Source organism: Longitalea luteola (assembly GCF_017356035.1).
Taxonomy (GTDB): Bacteria; Bacteroidota; Bacteroidia; order Chitinophagales; family Chitinophagaceae; genus Niastella; species Niastella luteola.
Genome location: NZ_JAFIQX010000001.1, coordinates 594,102 through 614,476 on the forward strand (window position 1 = coordinate 594,102; position 20,375 = coordinate 614,476).

Here is a 20,375-nt window from a genome sequence, read left to right on the forward strand (position 1 = left end):
AGATCATCAGAGGATCGTCAAAGGGAAGACAAGTACTATGCCAGAAAATTAAAGTTGAATATGAAAATATTTTAACATTTTTTAGAGAGGCACTGGCATAATTATTTTGCCTGTGGAATAATTTCAACACACCTGGTATCTTCGTTTGCGTAGCATAGTTAGTATGTACCTATTGTATCTCTTAAGAGGAGAGGTTAACGATAAAGATTACTGTCAATAAAAAATAAAAAGGTAAAGACGGTCATCAGTGCGCGGGGGAAACGAGGGCAACCGTTAGCCGCGAAACCTTCGGGCGGGGAATGTATGTAATAAGCGGTAGGTTGTGGGCGATTTGGCGGTTCCGGCTAATGGCTTCAATATGAATATTCTTTTATCTGTCTGGCCGTTTTAATGATCTGTAGCAACATTTGGGTAATTTACCGGCAAAACCCGGGCATCTGTCTATTTTTAGCGCAGAAAACCAACATTTTTTAAGGATATTACGTACGTAATACGACGATCAACCTATATGATGAGAAAACATTTACAAAACCTTATAGTTGGCTTTACATGTACATTGGGCCTTGCGACCCTCCAGGCCCAGGAAAGATGCGGAACAGTGCCGGTGATGGAGAACAATTTTAAAAAGAATCCTGCCCTCAAATCCCGTTATGAAATACAATCCCGTAACATTCAGCAGGCTGCAGGGGAAAGAAAAGCCCGGCAGCAGGCGCTTCGCATTGAAGCCGCCACTATGTACATCCCGGTTGTATTTCACATCGTGTTGATCAATCAGGCCTGGGTTACTGATGAACAGATCCAGCAGCAGCTCGATCAGTTGAACCGCGACTTTGGGGGGCTCAATCCAGATTCTACCCGTATTCCGGCAGCCTTTAAACCGCTGTTTGCTAAAACAAATATTCAGTTTAAACTGGCGCAGCGGACTCCCGCCAATGAACCCTCAAACGGAATCAACCGTGTCACAACTTTTCAACAGGACTTCGACATAAACGACGCCCGCGTTAAATACAATTCGCTCGGTGGCGCCGATGCCTGGGATAATACCCGGTTCTTTAATGTATGGATAACTGACCTGTCGGGTGGTTACCTGGGTTATGCCACTCTTCCCGGCAACTCCATAGCCAACGAAGAGGGCGTCGTGATAAGATATACCGCTTTGCCTGGTGGCAATAACCCATACGATATAGGCCGTACCCTGGTGCATGAGACCGGCCATTACTTCGGCCTGCAGCATATCTGGGGCGATGAAAATTTTTGTGATGTCGACGATGGTATCATGGATACCCCCAAACAGGGCAAGTATACCTCCGGCTGTTGGTCTGGTGAAAAGTATGATACCTGTGCAAAGGGTTCACCCGGCGTTATGTACCAGAATTTCATGGATTATACAGATGATGCGTGTATGGTGATGTTTACGGAAGAACAGAAGATCCGGATGGAAACGACGGCCAGCACCTACAGGGCATCGCTGCTGACGTCCAACGGCGCTGATCCGGTTATCGCATTTAACCTCGACGCATCAGCCAAAAGCATTACAACGCCCTTACAGCGTATTTGCAATCCAACATTTGCCCCGGTCATTACTTTGCGGAACAATGGGGCGCAAACGCTTACCAGCGCTACGATCGTTGCCACACTCGATGGGGGAGTGGCTACCACCACCACCAACTGGACGGGCTCGCTGGGGTCATTAAGAGAGACTGCGGTTACGCTGAATGCGTTTACAGTAGCTGCGCAGGGCGCCCATCTGCTCACCGTGAACATTTCTTCACCCAATGGCAGTACCGATGAAAACGCGGCCAACAATACCATTACCATTAATTTTTTGTATACCCTGCCGGTAGCGCCGCCATTGACTGAAAGCTTTGAAGGCAGCGTATTTCCGCCAGGCCATTGGGATCTTGTGAATCCCGATCAAAATGTTACCTGGTCAAGAACGACTGCTGCCGCCAAAACCGGCACTGCAAGTGCGGTGATCCGTAATTTCGAGTATCCCTTCAATGCACAAAAAGACTACCTCCGGCTGCCGGTGATGAATATTACCAGCGGCGATTCGGCATTCATGACGTTCCAGGTAGCGGCTGCAGTTGTAACCGATCCCAAGGACTCTGTCAATGCCTTCGATACCCTGGAAGTGCTCTTAAGCAAGGACTGTGGCGCTACATTTACCAGTTTGTATAAAAAAGGCGGCAGTGATCTGATCACCCGTGCTGCAGCTACGCCTACATCTTTTGTACCTAATGCCGCTGAGTGGCGAAAAGATTCGGTGAACCTGACGCCTTACATCAACGATGGACCGATCCTCCTGGCATTTGCCAGTACCAATCAGCACGAGAATAATATTTACCTCGACGATATCAATGTGTACAGCTTAACGATAAATCCTGTTCTGAAAACGAAAGGATTTATGATAACACCCAATCCTACAACGGGCATGATCACTGTGCAGTTCTATCCTTACCCGGCATTCATTAAAGGCATTAATATCTTTAGCAGTGCCGGCGAAAAACTGGCTTCACAACGGCTGAACAGCACCGGTAGCAGTGGTTACACGTTTGATCTGAGCAGGTATGCCAGCGGCGTATATATTGTACAGGTAGTCCTGGGCGATAAGGTCATAACGCAAAAGGTGATTAAGCGGTAGTTGACGCAGTTTGCGGCATTTCACATTTGCCGTTCGCCTGTTCACGATGGCCAGTTGCCAACGGTAAGCTTTCCATTTTCCAGATAAGCCGTATGTGAAACACACCCCGGCAGGTCCTTGCTGTAATGACTAACATAAAGCAGGGTAGTGTTGAAGCTGTTGCACAATTGGTTGATCAGCGTTTTAAAATAACTGATCTGTTCCTCATCGAGGCCCTGGCAGGGTTCATCCAGGATCAGCAATGGCGGATTCTTCACCAGCGCCCGGGCCAGCAATACCATGCGCTGTTGCCCCAGCGACAGCTGAAACAGGGGCCGCCGCTTTACAGCCTGCAATTGCAGTAAATTGATCCAGTTCTCCACCTGCTCCTGTTGAGCCGCAGCAATTTGCCTGAACAGGCCGATGGTATCAAACAGACCCGAGGCAATGACGTCGAAGCAGGAAGTGCCGCGGTCGAAATACAGGTGCAGCTCGGGAGAAACAAAACCGATGCGCCGTTTAATGTCCCAGATGCTTTCGCCGCTGCCGCGCCGCTGGTCGAACAGGTAGAGCTCATTGGCATAGGCCTGTGGGTTATCGGCGGTTACCAGGCTCAGCAGGGTGCTTTTGCCGGCGCCATTGGGTCCGGAAATACTCCAGCATTCTCCTTTTTTGACTTCCCAGTTAACATCTTGCAGAATTGTTTTTTCGCCATACCGGATGCTGACGTTCACCATTTTAACCGCTGTTGTGAAATGATTGGCCTCCGTACTGGCTTTCAGTGTATGGATGATTTCGGCAGGCAAGGCAGGCGCCGCTGTTTTTGCGGCCACCGTTACTGCCGATCGCTTACCGGCTTTTACCAGCCGGCCGTTTTCGAGCACTGCAACATGCGTAATGGAATCAGGCAGCTCTTGCGGCGGCGTTACCAGGATGATCGCGATGCCGCTGGCTGCAATGGAATCTATTATCTGATGAAGGGTTTGCCGGCCTTCCACATCCAGACCCACAAAAGGATTATCCATAATAAGCACGGCCGGGTCAAGGAACAGGGCTTTCGCCAGCTGCAGCCGTTTATTTTCGCCGTTCGACAATTGAATTAGTGGTTCGTCGAGTACATGGGTCAGGTGCAGCTGTTCGATCCAGTTGATAGGTGATCCGTTTAAAAAGGGAGCCAGCGCTTCCTGCACCGTCATCGTGTCTTCCGAATCAGCTGAATTATACCGTTGCTGGTAATAGAAATCGCTGGTATTTGACCGGTTCCTGAAAAAATGCTGTTGTTCTATGAGTAAAATACGGTTTGCATGGGTATGGTTGGGCAAATGGAACGAAACGCTGCCGCTGTGAAAAACGGTGCCGGTAAGGGCATGTGCCAGGGTGGTTTTACCGCTGCCCGATCTGCCCACGATCGCCCATTGTTCACCGGGCGCTATTGTCAGGTTAATATTTTTCAGGATCTCAACGCCGTTAAAGGTCACCGAAACATCGGTCAGTTGGGCCAGTGGACTACTCATGTCTTGACTATTTGCAGTGGTTCAGGCTGCAACTTAGGTGGTAAATTTTAAAAAACAACTATTCAACCCATTGAAAATGACGGCATGCGGTTGAATCAGGGGTTTTCCGCATGGAAACACGCATATTCATGGTTTTCAGGGAATTTTAGTCACAAACAAGCCTTTTTCCACATTAGTTAATAAGTCTGTAAAAAAACGGTATTCCTCATTTGGCTATATTTGCCCGGTTTAGGCTTTTTTGGTGTACGATTTGCACACAGGGAGCGGCTGTGCCGGATGTGCCGGATGTGTATCATAATAGGATGGAAATGAGTAATATATAAACTGGTGACCAGTTGAGATGTGGCGCAGAACGGGCCGAATAGCGAACAGAACGCAGCAATGAGTGACACAACCAAAGGTGCTGGCAGTACTGTAGCTGATGATATAATAGAAAACTCACATTTGAGTTATAGGACTCAGCAATACTCAAAACTCAGAACATAGAAGAATCCGTATAAACATGGCAAAAACAGAAAAAAACGACTTGTTTGATTATACCGAAGACTCGATTCGATCGCTCGATTGGCGCGAACACATTCGCCTGCGTCCGGGTATGTATATCGGTAAGCTGGGCGATGGTTCCAGTCCCGATGACGGTATTTACGTGTTGATCAAGGAAGTGATCGATAACTGTATCGACGAATATACCATGGGTTATGGTAAACAGATTGATATTACCATTAATGAAAAATCGGTTACCGTACGTGACTACGGCCGGGGTATTCCCCTCGGTAAAGTGGTGGAAGTGGTGAGCAAGATCAATACCGGCGCCAAATACGACAGCAAGGCGTTTCAGAAGAGCGTAGGTTTGAATGGGGTGGGTACCAAAGCCGTGAACGCCCTCAGTACCTATTTTAAAGTGACCGCTTACCGCGAAGGCAGGGAAAAAACAGCCGAATTTGAACGCGGTGTGCTTACAAAAGATCACAAGGAGAATAAAACATCAGAGAGCAACGGCACTCTTGTCACTTTCATCCCTGATGAAACTGTATTCAAGAACTTCCATTATATTCATGAGTATCTCGACAGCCAGCTGTGGAACTATTGTTACCTGAATGCCGGTTTGGTAATTAACTTCAACGGCAAGAAGTACGTTAGTAAGAACGGTCTGCTCGATCTGTTACAGCGCAAAACGAACGAAGATGAACTGCGCTATCCCATCATTCACCTCAAGGGTGATGATATTGAGGTGGCTCTTACCCACGAGAACCAGTATGGCGAAGAATATTACTCATTTGTAAACGGTCAGTATACAACCCAGGGCGGAACCCACCTGGCGGCCTTCCGCGAGGCGGTGGTAAAGACCCTGCGTGACTTCTATAAAAAAGATTATGATGCGGCCGATATCAGGGCCAGCATTTGCGCCGCAGTATCGGTGCGTGTACAGGAGCCGGTTTTTGAATCGCAAACAAAGACCAAACTCGGTTCACAGGTAGTGTATGAAGGCGGTCCTTCCATGCGCAACTTCGTGGGCGATTTCATGTCGAAAGAGCTGGATAATTACCTGCACCGTAATCCTGCAGTAGCTGATGCCATGAAAAAGCGCATCGAGCAAAGCGAACGGGAACGTAAAGAGCTGGCCGGTATCAAGAAGCTGGCCAACGAACGCGCTAAAAAAGCCAACCTGCACAATCGCAAATTGCGCGATTGCCGCTACCACCTGAACGATGAGCCTACAGGCCGTGACAAGGAAATGATCATGGAAAAGGCCAAAGAAAGCACCATCTTTATTACCGAGGGTGATTCGGCCAGTGGATCCATTACCAAATCACGTAATGTGGAAACCCAGGCGGTATTCAGCCTGCGCGGTAAACCGTTGAACTGTTTTTCACTCACCAAGAAAGTGGTGTATGAAAATGAAGAGTTCAACCTGCTGCAGCACGCTTTGAATATTGAAGAAGGCTATGAAGGATTGCGCTATAACAACATCATCATCGCCACGGATGCCGATGTGGATGGTATGCACATCCGGTTATTGATGATGACCTTCTTCCTGCAGTTCTTCCCCGACCTGGTAAAGAACGGTCACGTATACATTCTGGAAACACCGCTCTTCCGCGTACGCGATAAAAAGCAGACCTTCTATTGCTATGATGAAGCGGAAAAACAGGCGGCTATAAAAAAGCTGGGCGGTAAACCAGAGATCACCCGTTTTAAAGGATTGGGTGAAATTTCGCCGGAAGAATTTGCCCGTTTTATTGGTCCGGAAATGCGTAAGCAGCCGGTGATCATCGAGCAGGGAGAACACGTTCAGCAATTGCTGGAATACTATATGGGTAAGAACACCCAGGAGCGCCAGGAGTTTATCATCGATAACCTGCGGGTTGAGCTTGACCTGGTGGAAGAAACCGAGGAGAAGAAATAAAGTTACCGGTTACCAGGTCCCGGTTACCCCGTTAAAGAGAGCCCGATTATTGGTACAATAATCGACATTCAAGGCCCGGCAACCGGTAACTGGCAACCGGTGACCCTGCATCATGGAACTTGCAACGCAAAAACAGTTAACCAGGCCATTTTTTTATAGAAAGAATAAAGTTATATGTAAATGATCCATATAGTTTTTAATGAACCAGACGTAGAAGTCCTGAAGAAAGCGATCGAGCTCGATGAAACATTACAGGGCGAGGTGATCCAGATAAAGGACGATTATGCGGTTGGTCCCATAAAAGATATATACACCGAAGAAGGCATTGAAGCCCGTAAACAATGGTGGCGTGAAGTGCTGGCCGGTGGCGATTACGACGGTAAAGCAGATGCAGGTGAGGTAGATGATATGAAAACCGTTGTTGATCTCATTGTGGAACTGGCCCGCACGCCCGATGAGAAAGTGTACATCTGGGCAGCCCAGAACAAACACGATGTAAGCGGTTACTACTGGCTGATGAGCCAGCTAAAGGATTTTCAGGGAAGATTGTTCATCCTTTATTTGAACAACCTGCCCTTTATCAATGAAAAGGGATTGATCTTTTATCCCGAATGGCTGAGCCAGATCCCGCCCAAAGAATTCCTGAAGGCCAAAAAACTGGCCCGTCCCATAACGCTGAGTGAGTTTGAAGTAGATCCCGATGAGTGGACGCGTTTACAAAACGAAGACAAAGGCGTTCGTTTGCTGGAAGGCGGAAAGAAACTGGCCCAAAAGGATTACGATTTTTACGACGAGGACCTGAAGAAGTTCATTACCAACGATTGGCAGAAAGCGAGTAAGATCATTCATAATTTCCTGAACAAGAGTAAACATACTACCGGCGACGCCTATATTCTATGGCGCCTGAAACAATTGCTGGCAAGTGGAAATTATGACGTACAGGGCGAGTTGAAAGGCATGAAGGATTTTGAGGTGAAAGCCAAGTCGGCCCAGCCGGCAGCGGTAACGGAAGAAGCGCCGCAATGATAGGGAAGAAGGGGATTATATCGTTTAGCAAGAATTTGAAACAACTGTATCAGCGAACATATTATGGCAAAAAGCAAAGACAATAGTTTTTTACAGCAACACAACGATTCCGGGGTAACCGGCCAGTATAAGAACTGGTTCCTGGATTATGCTTCGTATGTGATCCTTGAAAGAGCCGTGCCGGCTGTTGAAGACGGATTGAAACCCGTGCAACGCCGGATCCTCTACGCTATGAAAGAAATGGATGATGGCCGTTTCAACAAAGTGGCCAACATCATTGGGCAGAGTATGCAATACCACCCGCATGGCGACGCCAGTATCGGCGATGCACTGGTGAACATGGGGCAAAAAGACCTGCTGATTGAAACCCAGGGTAACTGGGGCGACGTGCGTACGGGCGACGAAGCAGCTGCCCCGCGTTACATCGAAGCCCGCCTCAGCCGCTTTGCGTTGGAAGTTGCCTTTAATGCCAAAACCACCGACTGGGCGGTAAGCTACGACGGTCGTAAGAACGAACCGGTAACACTGCCCATGAAATTTCCCTTACTGCTGGCGCATGGCGCCGAAGGCATCGCAGTGGGTTTGGCTACCAAAATATTGCCACACAACTTTTGTGAACTGATAGAAGCCGCCATCAAATACCTGCGGGGAAAGAAATTCGAGTTGTATCCCGATTTTCAAACAGCAGGTATGATCGACGTTACCAACTACAATGAAGGTAAACGCGGCGGTAAAGTGCGGGTGCGGGCCCATATTGAAGAAGTTGATAAGAAAACGCTGGCCATTCGCGACGTTCCATACGGGGTTACCACCACCCAGTTGATGGATTCCATCGTTAAGGCCAATGAGCAGGGCAAGATCAAGATCAAAAAGGTAACCGATAACACCGCCGCCGAGGTGGAGGTGCTGATCGATCTGGCGCCCGGTATCTCACCCGATATTACCATCGATGCGCTGTATGCGTTCACCGATTGTGAAGTAAGCATTTCGCCGAACGCCTGTGTGATCGTTGACCAAAAGCCAACCTTCATCAGTGTACATGAACTGCTGCGCATTTCAACCGAAAAGACCAAGGACCTGCTGAAACGCGAGCTGGAGATCAAACTGGCCGAACTGCAGGAAAAATGGCATTACACCTCACTGGAAAAAATATTCTTCGAAGAGAAGATCTATAAGGAGCTGGAAAAGCGCTATTCAACCTGGGAAAAGGTATTGGATGGTATTACCGAAGCCTTCAAACCGTATCGCAAACAGCTTCGCCGTGATATTACCCGCGAAGATATCGTAAAGCTTACGGAAAAGCCGGTACGCCGCATTTACAAGCTCGATATAGAGGAACTGAACGAGCAGATCAAAGGACTTGATAAAGACATTAAGCAGGTAAAACACGACCTGAACAACCTGGTTGATTTTGCCGTAGCTTATTACGAAGGCTTATTGCAAAAGTATGGCAAAGGCCGCGAGCGCAAAACAGAGATCAAACTGTTTGAAGCCATTCAGGCCAAGCAGGTAGCCATCGCCAATACCAAACTGTATGTGAACAGGGCCGATGGTTTCGTAGGAAGCGGTTTAAAGAAGGATGAGTTTGTGGTGGATTGTTCTTCACTCGATGATATCATTGCTTTTACGAAGTCGGGTAAGATGAAGATCGTGAAGGTGTCTGAAAAAGCCTTTATCGGCAAGGATATCATTCACGTTGCTGTTTTTCAGAAGAACGATGAGCGTACTACATACAATATGATGTATGTAGATTCCAAGACCGGCATCACTTACGCCAAACGCTTTAATGTAACCGGTATTACCCGCGATAAAGAATACGACCTTACCAATAAAGGATCTGAAAAGTCTAAAGTACATTACTTCAGTGCCAACCCCAATGGCGAAGCGGAAGTAGTAAGAGTGACATTGGATCCTAACAGTACAGCCCGGAAGAAAGAGTTTGATTTCTATTTCGAAGAACTGGAGATCAAGAGCCGCCAAAGCCTGGGTAACCAGGTAACCAAGTTCAGGGTTAAATCGGTTAAATTCAAAGAAGCCGGTAAGTCAACGCTCGGCGGTAAAAAGTTGTGGTTCGACGATCAGTTCGGCCGTTTGAATACAGAATCGAAAGGGGAGTACCTGGGCAGCTTCCAGCCGGAAGATAAGATCCTGGTGGTGTACAGCGACGGTAACTACGAGATCACCGACCAGGAACTGACCCAGAAATTCGATATCGAGAAAGTGATCGAGATCGAAAAATTCGATCCTGAAAAGGTCCTGACCGCCATTTACCTGGATAATGACAAACAACAGTTCAACGTAAAACGGTTCAAGATCGAGACCACTACCTTGCGCAACAAGTTTATGCTTATTAAGGAAGGTGATGGCAATTACCTGGAAGCCGTGACCACACATCCCGAGCCTATCGTTCAAATAAAAACGGGCAGGGGGGCGCAGGTTCGCACCCAGAAGATCAAGATCGCCGATATGGTAGAGGTAATGGGCTGGAAGGCGGTAGGTACCAAACTGGCCGATTTCAGCAAGAGCACCGAATTTGAATGGGTCATGAAAGAGCAGAAAGAAGATCCGGAGCAACCGGAATTGTTCTGATAAGATCTAAGTGTGCCGCACCTCCCGGGTGTGGCACACTTTTAAAAGCAAAAGCCCCGACGGTTACCATCGGGGCTTTTGTATTCAATTCTCGCATCAGCTGATTATCACATTAGCTAATTGTGTATTCCTAGTGTCGCGATATTCGTTTTTTGATGCGTACCGTGGCATTCTGCGTGTAAGTACTTGAAAGGAACACTTCGAACCGGGAAATACCATCGGTAACCACCATTAATGCAGTATTGGGTGGAATGCGGCCCAGGTTCTCGGCAAACAGGCTCACTTCATTTACATCCTTGCTATTGTCGAGCGTAAGGTAAATATTCGTGGCCCGGGCGGTGAGCTCCTGGTGAGTTATAACCGGCTTGCCATTCAGGAAAACGGTAACGGTATCGCCATCAATTTCACCATTGTCATACAGGCTTACGCGAATGGAATCACTGGCTATTTCGAGGTCTTTTATATAAACGATCTGTCTGCGGGTGAACTGCGCTAACAGGTTGCGCTCGTTGTATTCAAGGGCGCTGTCGGTGATCTTAGCCGGCGCAATGGTCGTTGCGGTAGGACTGCCGTTCACCGTGGGGGTACTGGCCTTTACAACCACATCTTCGCGCTGCGGCATCCAGAAGCGTTTGCCAACAATGGTGCTGCCCAGCAGACTGTCAAGGTTTTTGGTGGCTACATCGAGGTTAAAGCTCACCCGCATTTCAGGGCAGGTGTACTTGTATCTGTCAATAGTAACAAACGACCCGTTCATGGAGCTTTTGACCTTACTTACCCGCAACGTGCCTTCAAAATCCATCAAACATTCCGCTCCGTTTACGGTAGATTTGCTGCCATAGAAGATCATGGGCAAATTCTTGATCTTTACAGCCCGGGTTTCCTTGTTGTATGTGCCGCGAACAAAAAAGCTTTGGTATGTATCTTTGAAATAGTAGCCAAAAACACCTTCTACTTGATTGCCTTTTTGTTTTAAGACCAGTTCGGTGAGATAGTTATTGTACACGCCCTGCACCACTACGTCTGCCTTACCAAACCAGGAACCCGATATGGATTGGGAAAATGCAAACCTTCCGATAACTAATAATGAGAGAACTAAAATAAAACGTAGCATATGTTAATTTAAGTAGAAAAATCAAGCCAAGCAATAAATAGCAAATTTCCTAATACATACGATCCGTTAAGTTAACCAGTAGGGAGTACTTAACGATTTTCTTAACGGCCTATGGCTTGTTTCCGGGTGGGTGTTTTTCAAGGGATGGAGGTACGGCAGGCACAAAAATATATCGCAGTTTCCATATCTCAGAGTAATTGGCAGACTCTGTGGAAAATAAATTTCTTTAATAGGTAAGGCGAATGGTAAAAGGGTAAAAATCAAGGCGTAGGGCTTACTTTTACACGGTCAAGTAATTTGATGATGTGATAATTCGATAATTTGATAATGCCCTAATTCGGGGAAGTCCTTTTTAATCCGAAATTCAAGCGAAGCTTTCCCTGCCTGTATTCATTATCACATTATCACATTATCACATTATCACATTATCACATTATCACATTATCACATTATCACATTATCACATTATCACATTATCACATTATCTCATTATCACATTATTTCAGGTATCGTTTCATTTCCCGTTCCGTATCCCGTTGTTTGATCGTTTCGCGTTTGTCGTATTGCTTTTTACCCTTTCCGAGGCCGATCTCCATTTTTACAAGTCCTTTGCTGCTGAAGAAGATGCGCAGTGGAACGATAGAAAAGCCTTTTTCCCTGATCTTCGACTCCAGTTTTCGCAATTCTCTTTTTGTAAGCAGCAATTTTCTTTCCCGCACCGGGTCATGGTTGTTTACCGTGCCGTGCGAGTATTCGGCAATATGCAGGCTTTTGATCCACAACTCGCCTTTATGAAAATAGCAGTAGCTGTCGTTAAAGCTGGCGCGTCCGTCGCGCAGTGATTTCACTTCCGTTCCAAGCAATACCATGCCCGCATCGTATTTATCTTCGATGAAATAATCGTGGTAAGCCGAGCGGTTCCTGATCTCCGACATGAAGAAATTGCGGGATTTAGTGATTTTGAGATTTTGAGATCTGTCGGAAAGTTCAAATGTAAGAAAATCCCGAAAAACTGCCTGCCGGTCTTGCTTCGCCGTAGCTTCGCGAAGGCACAGCAGGCAGCTCTCAAGATCCCGAAATCAGAAATATTCGTTTATTAGTTTTTAAACAAAGACAGCACAGTAGCTAATTTCTCTTTCAATTCCTTGCGCGGAACAATGAAATCCAGGAAGCCATGCTCCAGTAAGAATTCGCTTCGCTGAAAACCTTCCGGCAGGTCTTTTTTGATGGTTTCCTTAATTACCCGCGGACCGGCAAAGCCGATGAGGGCGCCTGGTTCGGCAATATTCAGATCACCGAGCATCCCAAACGATGCCGAAATACCACCAAATGAAGGATCGGTCTGTAAAGAGATATAAGGAATTTTTGCATCTGTTAACTGCGACAGTTTGCCCGATACCTTGGCCAGCTGCATCAGGGAGAATGCGCTCTCCATCATGCGCGCGCCTCCTGATTTACAAATGATCATCAGGGGTATGTTTTCCTCGAGGCAAACATCAATGGCGCGGGCGATGCGTTCGCCCATTACACTGCCGAGTGACCCGCCGATGAATTCAAAGTCCATACAACCCATCATCAGGTGCAGGCCTTTGACAGTGCCTTTGCCAATCCGAATGGAATCGGTGATATCGGTTTTCGACCAGATCTCCTCAAGCCTTTTTCCATACGACTTCAGGTCGGTAAAGTGCAGGAAATCTTTCGATCGTATGTTCTCGAACAGTACGTCGTACTTATTGTCGTCGAAAATGATTTCAAAATATTCGGCGCTGCCGATGCGGTGGTGGTGATTGCATTTGGGGCAAACAAATAAGTTCTCCCGAAGTTCGGTCATAGTACATATATAACCGCATTCAGGGCATTTGCTCCATAAACCTTCCGGTGTTTCTTTTTTTTCAGCAGTACTGGTAAGGATGCCTTTCTTAATGCGTTTGAACCAGCTTCTTTTGGCCTCTTCACCCTGACCATCTTCACCTGCTAAGTTGGCTTCAAAATCCTCTTCCTGTTTCATTAACTAGATTTAAAGGGGCTAAGATAGGGATTTTAACAAAATGAGTCCCGAAACTCAAGCTTTTACATCACCAGAACGTACAAAGCACATAAGTAGTATATACGATAAAAAATCATTTCTTCCGTTATTTAAGGGCTGTTAAACTTTGCCGCCTTTTACAGGAAAATTTTAACAGGATGTTGATTTTTAACCTTGCTGCGTTAAATTTGCGGCAAATTTGATGGCTGTATTCAGCGAAGAATTTTAAAAAGCTCTTTGTTCTTTAACCTATCTTATTCAATACAGGTGCCTATTTATCGTCCTTGGTGGAATAAATAATTACCTGTGCCCTTAACATTTTTTAAGATGAATCGTCCATGGCAAATTTCATTATAGATAAAGGGCAATGAAATTTTTGCCGGGCGCGATCACTGTTTGCTGGCAGGCTTACAGTGTGGCCTTAAAATCGCATTTAATTCATTTTCGCATGAAATGGTCTGAGTTCTTCACGTCTTCGGTAGGTAAAAAGTTAGTAATGGCATTTACCGGATTGTTCCTGATCTCCTTTCTGATCGTACACGTTGGGATCAACGCCTGTGTTTTTGCAGACATTTATGATGATACCGACAACGGTGAAATGTTCAACAAAGCCGCTCATTTTATGGGTGCATCCTATGTGATCCGTTTAATGGAGATCGGTCTCTTCATTGGAATTCTCGCTCACATCGTACAGGGTTATATGCTCGAAGCACAAAACAGGGCCCGCCGCAAACAGGGCTACGCCGTAAGCATGGGCAGCAAAGGAAGCGCCTGGTACAAAAAATCAATGGGCTTACTGGGTACGTTGATCTTACTCTTCCTCATCGTTCATATCTCTCACTTCTGGGTTCCTTCCCGTATAACATACGAAACAACATTGAATCAAGTATCTTATAATGGCCGTGAGATGCACGACGTGTTCAGCAAGATGGTAGATGTGTTTCATAACCCTATTGTGGTGGTTTTATACCTGCTGGGTTGTTTTTCCCTGGCATGGCACCTGCTGCATGGTTTCCAGAGCTCTTTCAGAAGCGTGGGTGTGCACAATAAAAAATGGATGGCGCTGATAAAAAGTGTGGGCGTGGGTTTTTCAATCATCGTTCCCACCATCTTTGCATTGATGCCTATTAGCTTTTATTTTGACTGGGTGACCAAATAACATCAACAACACCGCCTGCACACACGGGCGGAACTGGCATTTTCCACATTCACGACATTAAAAAAATAAGAAACTTTCGAGATATGCTTAATTCAAAAATTCCCGCCGGGCAGTTAGAGCATAAGTGGACAGAGTATAAGGGACATTGCAAACTGGTAAACCCCGCCAATAAACGCAAGCTGGAAGTGATCATCATTGGAACCGGGCTGGCCGGCGCTTCTGCTGCCGCTTCATTAGGCGAACTGGGATATAAAGTAAAAGCATTTTGTTTTCAGGACTCACCCCGCCGTGCACACTCCATCGCTGCACAGGGTGGTATTAACGCTGCAAAGAACTATCAAAACGACGGTGACTCCGTTTTCCGTTTGTTCTACGATACGATCAAAGGTGGTGACTATCGCGCCCGTGAGGCCAATGTACACCGCCTGGCCGAAGTGAGCGCCAATATCATTGACCAGTGTGTGGCGCAGGGCGTGCCTTTCGCCCGTGAATATGGTGGCCTGCTCAGCAACCGTTCATTCGGTGGAACACAGGTACAACGTACATTCTATGCGGCCGGCCAAACAGGCCAGCAGTTACTGATTGGTGCATACCAGGCCCTCGAACGCCAGGTTGCCCTCGGTAACGTAGCCATGTATACCCGCCATGAGATGCTCGAGATCGTAAAGATCAAAGATGAAAAGACCGGCGAAGAAAAATGCCGCGGTGTCATCGTGCGTAACCTCATTACCGGTGAACTGGAAAGACATTTCGGCCATGCCGTATTGTTATGTTCCGGCGGTTATGGCAACGTCTTCTATTTAAGTACCAATGCCATGGGTAGCAATGTAACTGCTGCCTGGAAAGCACACCGCAAAGGCGCTTATTTCGGAAACCCGTGCTTTACGCAGATCCACCCCACCTGTATTCCCGTGAGCGGTGATCACCAGTCGAAACTGACCCTGATGTCGGAGTCGCTGCGTAACGACGGCCGCATCTGGGTACCCAAAAAGAAGGGCGATAACCGCAAACCCAGCGAAATTCCTGAAGAAGAAAGAGATTATTACCTCGAAAGAAGATACCCCGCATTCGGTAACCTGGTACCACGCGACGTGGCCAGCCGCGCTGCCAAAGAGCGTTGCGATGCCGGTTATGGCGTAGGTTCATCCAAACAGGCGGTGTACCTCGACTATGCTGCCGCCATCGAACGTTATGGCAAAATAGAATGCGGCAAGCTGGGCATTACCAACCCTTCCAAAGAAGTGATCCGCCAGCATGGCGTAGATGTAGTAAAAGAGAAATACGGTAACCTGTTCGATATGTACGAAAAGATTACCGGTGAGAACCCTTATGAAGTGCCCATGCGTATTTACCCCGCCGTGCACTATACCATGGGTGGTTTGTGGGTCGACTATGAACTGATGACCACGGTGCCCGGTTTGTATGCACTGGGTGAGGCCAACTTCAGCGACCACGGCGCTAACCGCCTCGGAGCTTCAGCCCTCATGCAGGGTTTGGCCGATGGATACTTTGTAATTCCTTACACCATTGGTAACTACCTGGCCGATGAAATCCGCACCTCGGCGATCTCTACCGATCATCCTGCCTTCGTACAGGCCGAGAAAGATGTACGCGACCGTATTGAAAAGCTGATGAGCATTAAAGGAACGCAATCAGTGGAAAGCTTCCATAAACGCCTGGGCAAGATCATGTGGGATAAATGCGGAATGGCCCGTAACGAGCAGGGTTTGCAGGAAGCCATCAAAGAAATACAACAACTGAAAAAAGAGTTCTGGAGCGATCTGCGCATTCCCGGCGGCATCAATGAAATGAACCCTGAGCTTGACAAAGCCAACCGGGTAGCTGATTTCATTGAGCTGGGCGAACTGATGTGTAAAGATGCCCTGAACCGTAATGAAAGCTGCGGCGGTCACTTCCGCGAAGAATCGCAAACCGAAGAAGGGGAAGCAGATCGTAAAGATGCCTTATACAGTTATGTAGCTGCCTGGGAGTTCAAAGGCGAAAGCGAATGGCAGTTACACAAGGAAGAGTTGATCTTTGAAGTAGCAAAACCAACTCAGCGCAGCTATAAATAAATTCACAAATTTTCAAATTAACACGATTATAATGGAGCATTATACAATGAATCTTACGCTGAAAGTCTGGAGACAAAAGAACAGCAACGATAAGGGCCGGTTTGAGACTTATCAGGTAAGTGATATCTCCTCTGAAATGTCATTTTTGGAAATGTTTGATGTGTTGAATGAGCGACTGATCAAAGAAGGAAAAGACCCAATTGCATTTGACCACGATTGCCGCGAAGGTATTTGCGGTATGTGCTCCATGTATATTAATGGCCGTCCTCATGGTCCCTGGCATGCCAATACAACCTGCCAGTTGCACATGCGTGCTTACAAAGATGGCGATACCATCGTAGTGGAGCCCTGGCGCGCCAATTCTTTCCCCGTCTTAAAAGACCTGGTAGTTGACCGTACAGCATTCGATCGCATAATACAGGCTGGTGGATATATCTCAGCAAATACCGGGAATGCCGTTGACGCCAACGCCATGCCCATCGAAAAAGATAAGGCCGACGCCGCTTTCGCTGCTGCTGCCTGTATAGGCTGCGGCGCCTGCGTGGCGGCCTGTAAGAACAGCTCGGCCATGTTGTTCCTGTCGGCCAAGGTATCGCACCTGGCATTACTGCCACAGGGCGAACCGGAGCGCAAGAGCCGTGTGCTGAACATGGTTCAGCAAATGGATAAGGAAGGATTTGGTTCCTGCACCTTTACAGAAGCCTGTGAAGCCGTTTGTCCGAAAGAGATCTCTGTAACGAATATTTCGCGCCTCAACAAGGAATATCTTGCTGCCGGCATGACCGTCGACAAGTAGTTTTTTAGTTGAATATACATAAGGTTGACAAGTTGAAAGGTTAATAGGACTATTGACGCTTCAACTTATCAACCTTATTTTTTTGTCATACCTTGTTATTTAGTTGATCGGTTACTCGTTAACTAGTCAACTTGTCAACTCTTCAGCTTATTTAACTACCTTGTTATTTATTTGATCAGTTACTCGTTAACTAGTGAACTCGTCAACTTATATAACTATATTCCTTAAATTAACCGCCAATTATGGACTACACTGTACCATCCGGAACACGTATCGGCCATGTACACCTGAAAGTGTCCGACCTGGACAAAGCGCTTGCGTTTTACCAGGGGTTGCTGGGTTTTGAGATCATGCAACGTTATGGCACGCAGGCCGTATTTATTTCAGCCGGTGGTTATCATCACCACATCGGGTTGAATACCTGGTACAGTAAGAATGCGCCTCCGGCGCCGCAACGCGCCTGCGGCTTGTTCCATACGGCTATATTATATCCCACACGGCGCGACCTGGCAGTAGTATTGAAACGCCTGATCGATGCCAATTATCCTTTAACCGGTACCGCCGATCACGGAGTATCGGAAGCCATTTATTTAAACGATCCCGACGGCAATGGTGTTGAGCTGTATTTCGACAGGCCCCGCGAGTTATGGCCTTTTGATGCCGAAGGTAACCTGCAAATGGTGACCGAAGCCCTCAATACGAATGAGCTGTTAAGCCTCCTCTGAACATGGTACCTAATGTAAACCATCCTGTAATACTTTAACCTTATGACCGGCATTCAACGGAAAGATGTTTACTTCCTGGCCCTTTTATTCCTGGTAGTCATTCTTATCTTTTATCCCGTTTGTTTTGCAGAATATATATATACCGACGAGGTCATTCAGCTGTGGAACTACAGGCCCGGCAGCGGTTTCGAAATGTATGGCTCCCAGGGCCGGTGGATCCCCGAGCTGATCCTGTCACAGGCTTATGCGGCTATCGATTCCGTTAAAGGAATTACCTATATCAGGATCTGGGCCCTGCTGTTATGGCTTGCCTGTATACCGGTTTGGTATGTTACCATGAAACGAATCGTAGCGATGGACCAGGTTATGAATACCTGCCTTTCTTTACCTGCCTGTATCTGGTAACCAGTTTGCCCTTTGCCGTTACCATTCAATGGGCTACCTGTATGGAACTGTCGATCGGCAACACCGCCGGATTATTATCGGGCGCTATCTGGTACCTGAAGATCAGGGATAAAGCAAAGCTGTTTGATATACGCGACCCCAGCCCGGCGCCAACTGCTTTGGTAGGTGAATAACGAATCATTGGTTTTCCTGCCTGCCCAGAAAGAAATGTATCCTGACATAGGGGTTATCGCCGTTTTCTGGTTTTAATAAGGAATCAATTTTGTAAACCAGAAAGCGCTTTGGTTAAATGCTGCATTTAATCAATGGGCTTTTATTGCCATAGGGCTGCCATATATGCAACGAAAAGACTTCTACCTATTGGGATTTTTATGGCTTTGCGCTTTGTTTATTTTCCTGCCTCTTTTTTACAGTGATTATATTTTCATGGATGAAGCTTTTCAGCTTTGGGGGTATAGAGCCGTCCCCGGATTTTATATGTTCATAGATGAAGGGCGGTATTTAACGGAAGTGCTGCAACGGTGGTTATTCAATATGATCGATACCATACACGAGGTCATCTACATGCGGCTGATCTCCCTGTTTGGCTGGTTGCTGTGTTTGCCTATATGGTATGTTGTCATTAAACGCGAAGTGGCCAATGTAGCCCGCTATGAATACCTGCCGTTCTTTACCTGTTTATACCTTATCACCAGCCTGCCCTTTATAGTAGCGGTACAATGGGCCACCTGTTTGCAGTTCTTTATTTCAGCCACTGCGAGTTTACTCGCAGGCTCGCTTGTTATGCAAAGTATCCGTTCCGGCGACGGTAAATTACGAATGGCCTTCAGGGCAGTTTTTTTGCCTCTGCTTTTAGGCATCCCTGCTCTTTTTCTGTACCAGGGATCATGGGCCTGTTTCCTGCTGCCGGTGTTGCTGCACTTTATAAATCCCATGAACCATCGAAAAGACCGGGCGCTGATGACAGGCATGCTGGTTTACTTTTTAGTGAATGCCGTGTACTTTATAGTCTATAAACTGAGCTTTCATTTTTTCGAAAATATTGTACCCGACCCGCGGAATTCCCTGTATATACACCCCATCGAAAAAATGTCGTTCTTCCTGGCACGGCCTTTGGAAAGAAGCTTCCGCTTTACGCTGTTGACCCATGAGGATAGTTCCGTTTCAAAGGTGTATTATGCCCTGATGCTGGTAATACTGGCGGTGCTGGCTTTCGTACGGTTCGGCCGCGACAAACGGTTACAGGCCGTTAAATACCTGGTTGTAATAGGAGGTGTTTGGGTGCTTTCCTATTTACCGGCCCTGCTGATCAAGGAAAGTTTTGCCTCCAACAGAACGCTCATGGCGCTGAATATGTGTGTGTTCATCGTTTGCCTTGAAATGGTATTGTATTTCATAAAGAACAAACGGCTACTGCAGGCAATAGGAGTAGCCGCCCTGTTGTTCTTCATTTTCTGCGCCCGCTATAATTTCAGCGAGGCATTTGTGCGGCCCCAGGTCGATGAAACGGCGGCCCTTAAGAAGTATATCCGGCAGCATTACCACAAGGATATTCAGACCATTCATTTTATCAGGCCATCGGAAACCTATATAGCTGACAAATACCGTGTGTACAGGTCGATGGACGAATTTGGCGTGGCCTCCAGCCACTTCGACTGGACGCCTGAGCCCCTGGTTAAACAGCTGGTTTATGAACAAACCGGCAGCAGGCAGCAGGCCGCCCGGCTGGTGGTAAAGCAATGGGGCAGTAAAGAAGCCTACACCCGCTCGGGCGAGAAACTCGATAAAACGATCTTACTGGTTGACGTAGAGGACGTTATGAATACATTCGCACAATGATGCCCTGACGCTGGAAGATCCGCCATGGTTGCCGCCGCCGAGGTGTATTTAATTTGCCCATTTTCCCATTTGCCCAT

At 47.1% G+C, this 20,375-nt stretch carries 15 protein-coding genes; 11 read left to right on the forward strand and 4 right to left on the reverse strand.

Annotated elements, in window-relative coordinates:
* Nucleotides 1-508 precede the first annotated feature (508 nt).
* The gene (locus JUB15_RS02190) at nt 509-2,644 is read left to right on the forward strand and encodes a M43 family zinc metalloprotease (RefSeq protein WP_207510679.1); all 2,136 of its coding nucleotides are present in this window, start codon (nt 509-511) and stop codon (nt 2,642-2,644) included.
* 41 nt (nt 2,645-2,685) lie between these two features.
* Here the strand turns inward: JUB15_RS02190 and JUB15_RS02195 are convergent, their stop codons facing one another.
* Nucleotides 2,686-4,137, reverse strand: coding sequence for an ATP-binding cassette domain-containing protein (locus JUB15_RS02195; RefSeq protein WP_207510680.1), 1,452 nt, complete (start codon nt 4,135-4,137; stop codon nt 2,686-2,688).
* 502 nt (nt 4,138-4,639) lie between these two features.
* Here JUB15_RS02195 and JUB15_RS02200 point away from each other — a divergent pair.
* The 3 genes from JUB15_RS02200 (at nt 4,640) to JUB15_RS02210 (ending at nt 10,159) form a co-directional block, all read left to right on the forward strand.
* The gene (locus tag JUB15_RS02200; RefSeq protein WP_207510681.1) at nt 4,640-6,544 is read left to right on the forward strand and encodes a DNA topoisomerase IV subunit B; all 1,905 of its coding nucleotides are present in this window, start codon (nt 4,640-4,642) and stop codon (nt 6,542-6,544) included.
* 180 nt (nt 6,545-6,724) lie between these two features.
* Nucleotides 6,725-7,570 carry a DUF1835 domain-containing protein gene (locus tag JUB15_RS02205; RefSeq protein WP_207510682.1) on the forward strand — a complete coding sequence of 282 codons (846 nt, stop codon included), beginning with the start codon at nt 6,725-6,727 and terminating at the stop codon, nt 7,568-7,570.
* 63 nt (nt 7,571-7,633) lie between these two features.
* On the forward strand, nt 7,634-10,159 hold the full coding sequence (locus tag JUB15_RS02210; protein ID WP_207510683.1) for a DNA gyrase/topoisomerase IV subunit A: 2,526 nt from the start codon (nt 7,634-7,636) through the stop codon (nt 10,157-10,159).
* Between the two features lie 130 nt (nt 10,160-10,289).
* Here the strand turns inward: JUB15_RS02210 and JUB15_RS02215 are convergent, their stop codons facing one another.
* The 3 genes from JUB15_RS02215 to accD all read right to left on the reverse strand — a co-directional run bounded on the left by JUB15_RS02215 (nt 10,290) and on the right by accD (nt 13,281).
* Nucleotides 10,290-11,273, reverse strand: coding sequence for a hypothetical protein (locus JUB15_RS02215; protein ID WP_207510684.1), 984 nt, complete (start codon nt 11,271-11,273; stop codon nt 10,290-10,292).
* 497 nt (nt 11,274-11,770) lie between these two features.
* Nucleotides 11,771-12,208: an SsrA-binding protein SmpB gene (gene smpB, locus JUB15_RS02220; protein WP_207510685.1), complete on the reverse strand. Its 438-nt coding sequence runs from the start codon at nt 12,206-12,208 to the stop codon at nt 11,771-11,773.
* Nucleotides 12,209-12,369: 161 nt separating this feature from the next.
* Nucleotides 12,370-13,281 (reverse strand): acetyl-CoA carboxylase, carboxyltransferase subunit beta, encoded by a 912-nt coding sequence (gene accD, locus JUB15_RS02225; protein WP_207510686.1) that lies wholly within the window; start codon nt 13,279-13,281, stop codon nt 12,370-12,372.
* Between the two features lie 466 nt (nt 13,282-13,747).
* On the opposite strand from accD, the gene JUB15_RS02230 reads away from it, so the two are divergent.
* The 7 genes from JUB15_RS02230 (at nt 13,748) to JUB15_RS02260 (ending at nt 20,298) form a co-directional block, all read left to right on the forward strand.
* The gene (locus tag JUB15_RS02230) at nt 13,748-14,458 is read left to right on the forward strand and encodes a succinate dehydrogenase cytochrome b subunit (RefSeq protein ID WP_207510687.1); all 711 of its coding nucleotides are present in this window, start codon (nt 13,748-13,750) and stop codon (nt 14,456-14,458) included.
* Between the two features lie 83 nt (nt 14,459-14,541).
* Nucleotides 14,542-16,533, forward strand: coding sequence for a fumarate reductase/succinate dehydrogenase flavoprotein subunit (locus JUB15_RS02235; RefSeq protein WP_207510688.1), 1,992 nt, complete (start codon nt 14,542-14,544; stop codon nt 16,531-16,533).
* 31 nt (nt 16,534-16,564) lie between these two features.
* Nucleotides 16,565-17,329, forward strand: a complete 765-nt coding sequence (locus JUB15_RS02240) for a succinate dehydrogenase/fumarate reductase iron-sulfur subunit (protein WP_242696163.1) — start codon at nt 16,565-16,567, stop codon at nt 17,327-17,329.
* A 242-nt stretch (nt 17,330-17,571) separates the two neighbouring features.
* Nucleotides 17,572-18,054 (forward strand): VOC family protein, encoded by a 483-nt coding sequence (locus tag JUB15_RS02245; protein WP_207510689.1) that lies wholly within the window; start codon nt 17,572-17,574, stop codon nt 18,052-18,054.
* Between the two features lie 42 nt (nt 18,055-18,096).
* Nucleotides 18,097-18,459, forward strand: a complete 363-nt coding sequence (locus JUB15_RS02250; RefSeq protein WP_207510690.1) for a hypothetical protein — start codon at nt 18,097-18,099, stop codon at nt 18,457-18,459.
* Between the two features lie 5 nt (nt 18,460-18,464).
* On the forward strand, nt 18,465-18,632 hold the full coding sequence (locus tag JUB15_RS02255) for a hypothetical protein (protein WP_207510691.1): 168 nt from the start codon (nt 18,465-18,467) through the stop codon (nt 18,630-18,632).
* Nucleotides 18,633-18,885: 253 nt separating this feature from the next.
* Nucleotides 18,886-20,298 carry a hypothetical protein gene (locus JUB15_RS02260; protein WP_207510692.1) on the forward strand — a complete coding sequence of 471 codons (1,413 nt, stop codon included), beginning with the start codon at nt 18,886-18,888 and terminating at the stop codon, nt 20,296-20,298.
* Nucleotides 20,299-20,375 lie beyond the last annotated feature (77 nt).

Coding starts and splice junctions, on each gene's coding strand:
- JUB15_RS02190 (WP_207510679.1), top strand. CDS start 509: ATGATGAGAAAACATTTACAAAACCTTATAGTTGGCTTTACATGTACA.
- JUB15_RS02195 (WP_207510680.1), bottom strand. CDS start 4,137: ATGAGTAGTCCACTGGCCCAACTGACCGATGTTTCGGTGACCTTTAAC.
- JUB15_RS02200 (WP_207510681.1), top strand. CDS start 4,640: ATGGCAAAAACAGAAAAAAACGACTTGTTTGATTATACCGAAGACTCG.
- JUB15_RS02205 (WP_207510682.1), top strand. CDS start 6,725: ATGATCCATATAGTTTTTAATGAACCAGACGTAGAAGTCCTGAAGAAA.
- JUB15_RS02210 (WP_207510683.1), top strand. CDS start 7,634: ATGGCAAAAAGCAAAGACAATAGTTTTTTACAGCAACACAACGATTCC.
- JUB15_RS02215 (WP_207510684.1), bottom strand. CDS start 11,273: ATGCTACGTTTTATTTTAGTTCTCTCATTATTAGTTATCGGAAGGTTT.
- smpB (WP_207510685.1), bottom strand. CDS start 12,208: ATGTCGGAGATCAGGAACCGCTCGGCTTACCACGATTATTTCATCGAA.
- accD (WP_207510686.1), bottom strand. CDS start 13,281: ATGAAACAGGAAGAGGATTTTGAAGCCAACTTAGCAGGTGAAGATGGT.
- JUB15_RS02230 (WP_207510687.1), top strand. CDS start 13,748: ATGAAATGGTCTGAGTTCTTCACGTCTTCGGTAGGTAAAAAGTTAGTA.
- JUB15_RS02235 (WP_207510688.1), top strand. CDS start 14,542: ATGCTTAATTCAAAAATTCCCGCCGGGCAGTTAGAGCATAAGTGGACA.
- JUB15_RS02240 (WP_242696163.1), top strand. CDS start 16,565: ATGGAGCATTATACAATGAATCTTACGCTGAAAGTCTGGAGACAAAAG.
- JUB15_RS02245 (WP_207510689.1), top strand. CDS start 17,572: ATGGACTACACTGTACCATCCGGAACACGTATCGGCCATGTACACCTG.
- JUB15_RS02250 (WP_207510690.1), top strand. CDS start 18,097: ATGACCGGCATTCAACGGAAAGATGTTTACTTCCTGGCCCTTTTATTC.
- JUB15_RS02260 (WP_207510692.1), top strand. CDS start 18,886: ATGGATGAAGCTTTTCAGCTTTGGGGGTATAGAGCCGTCCCCGGATTT.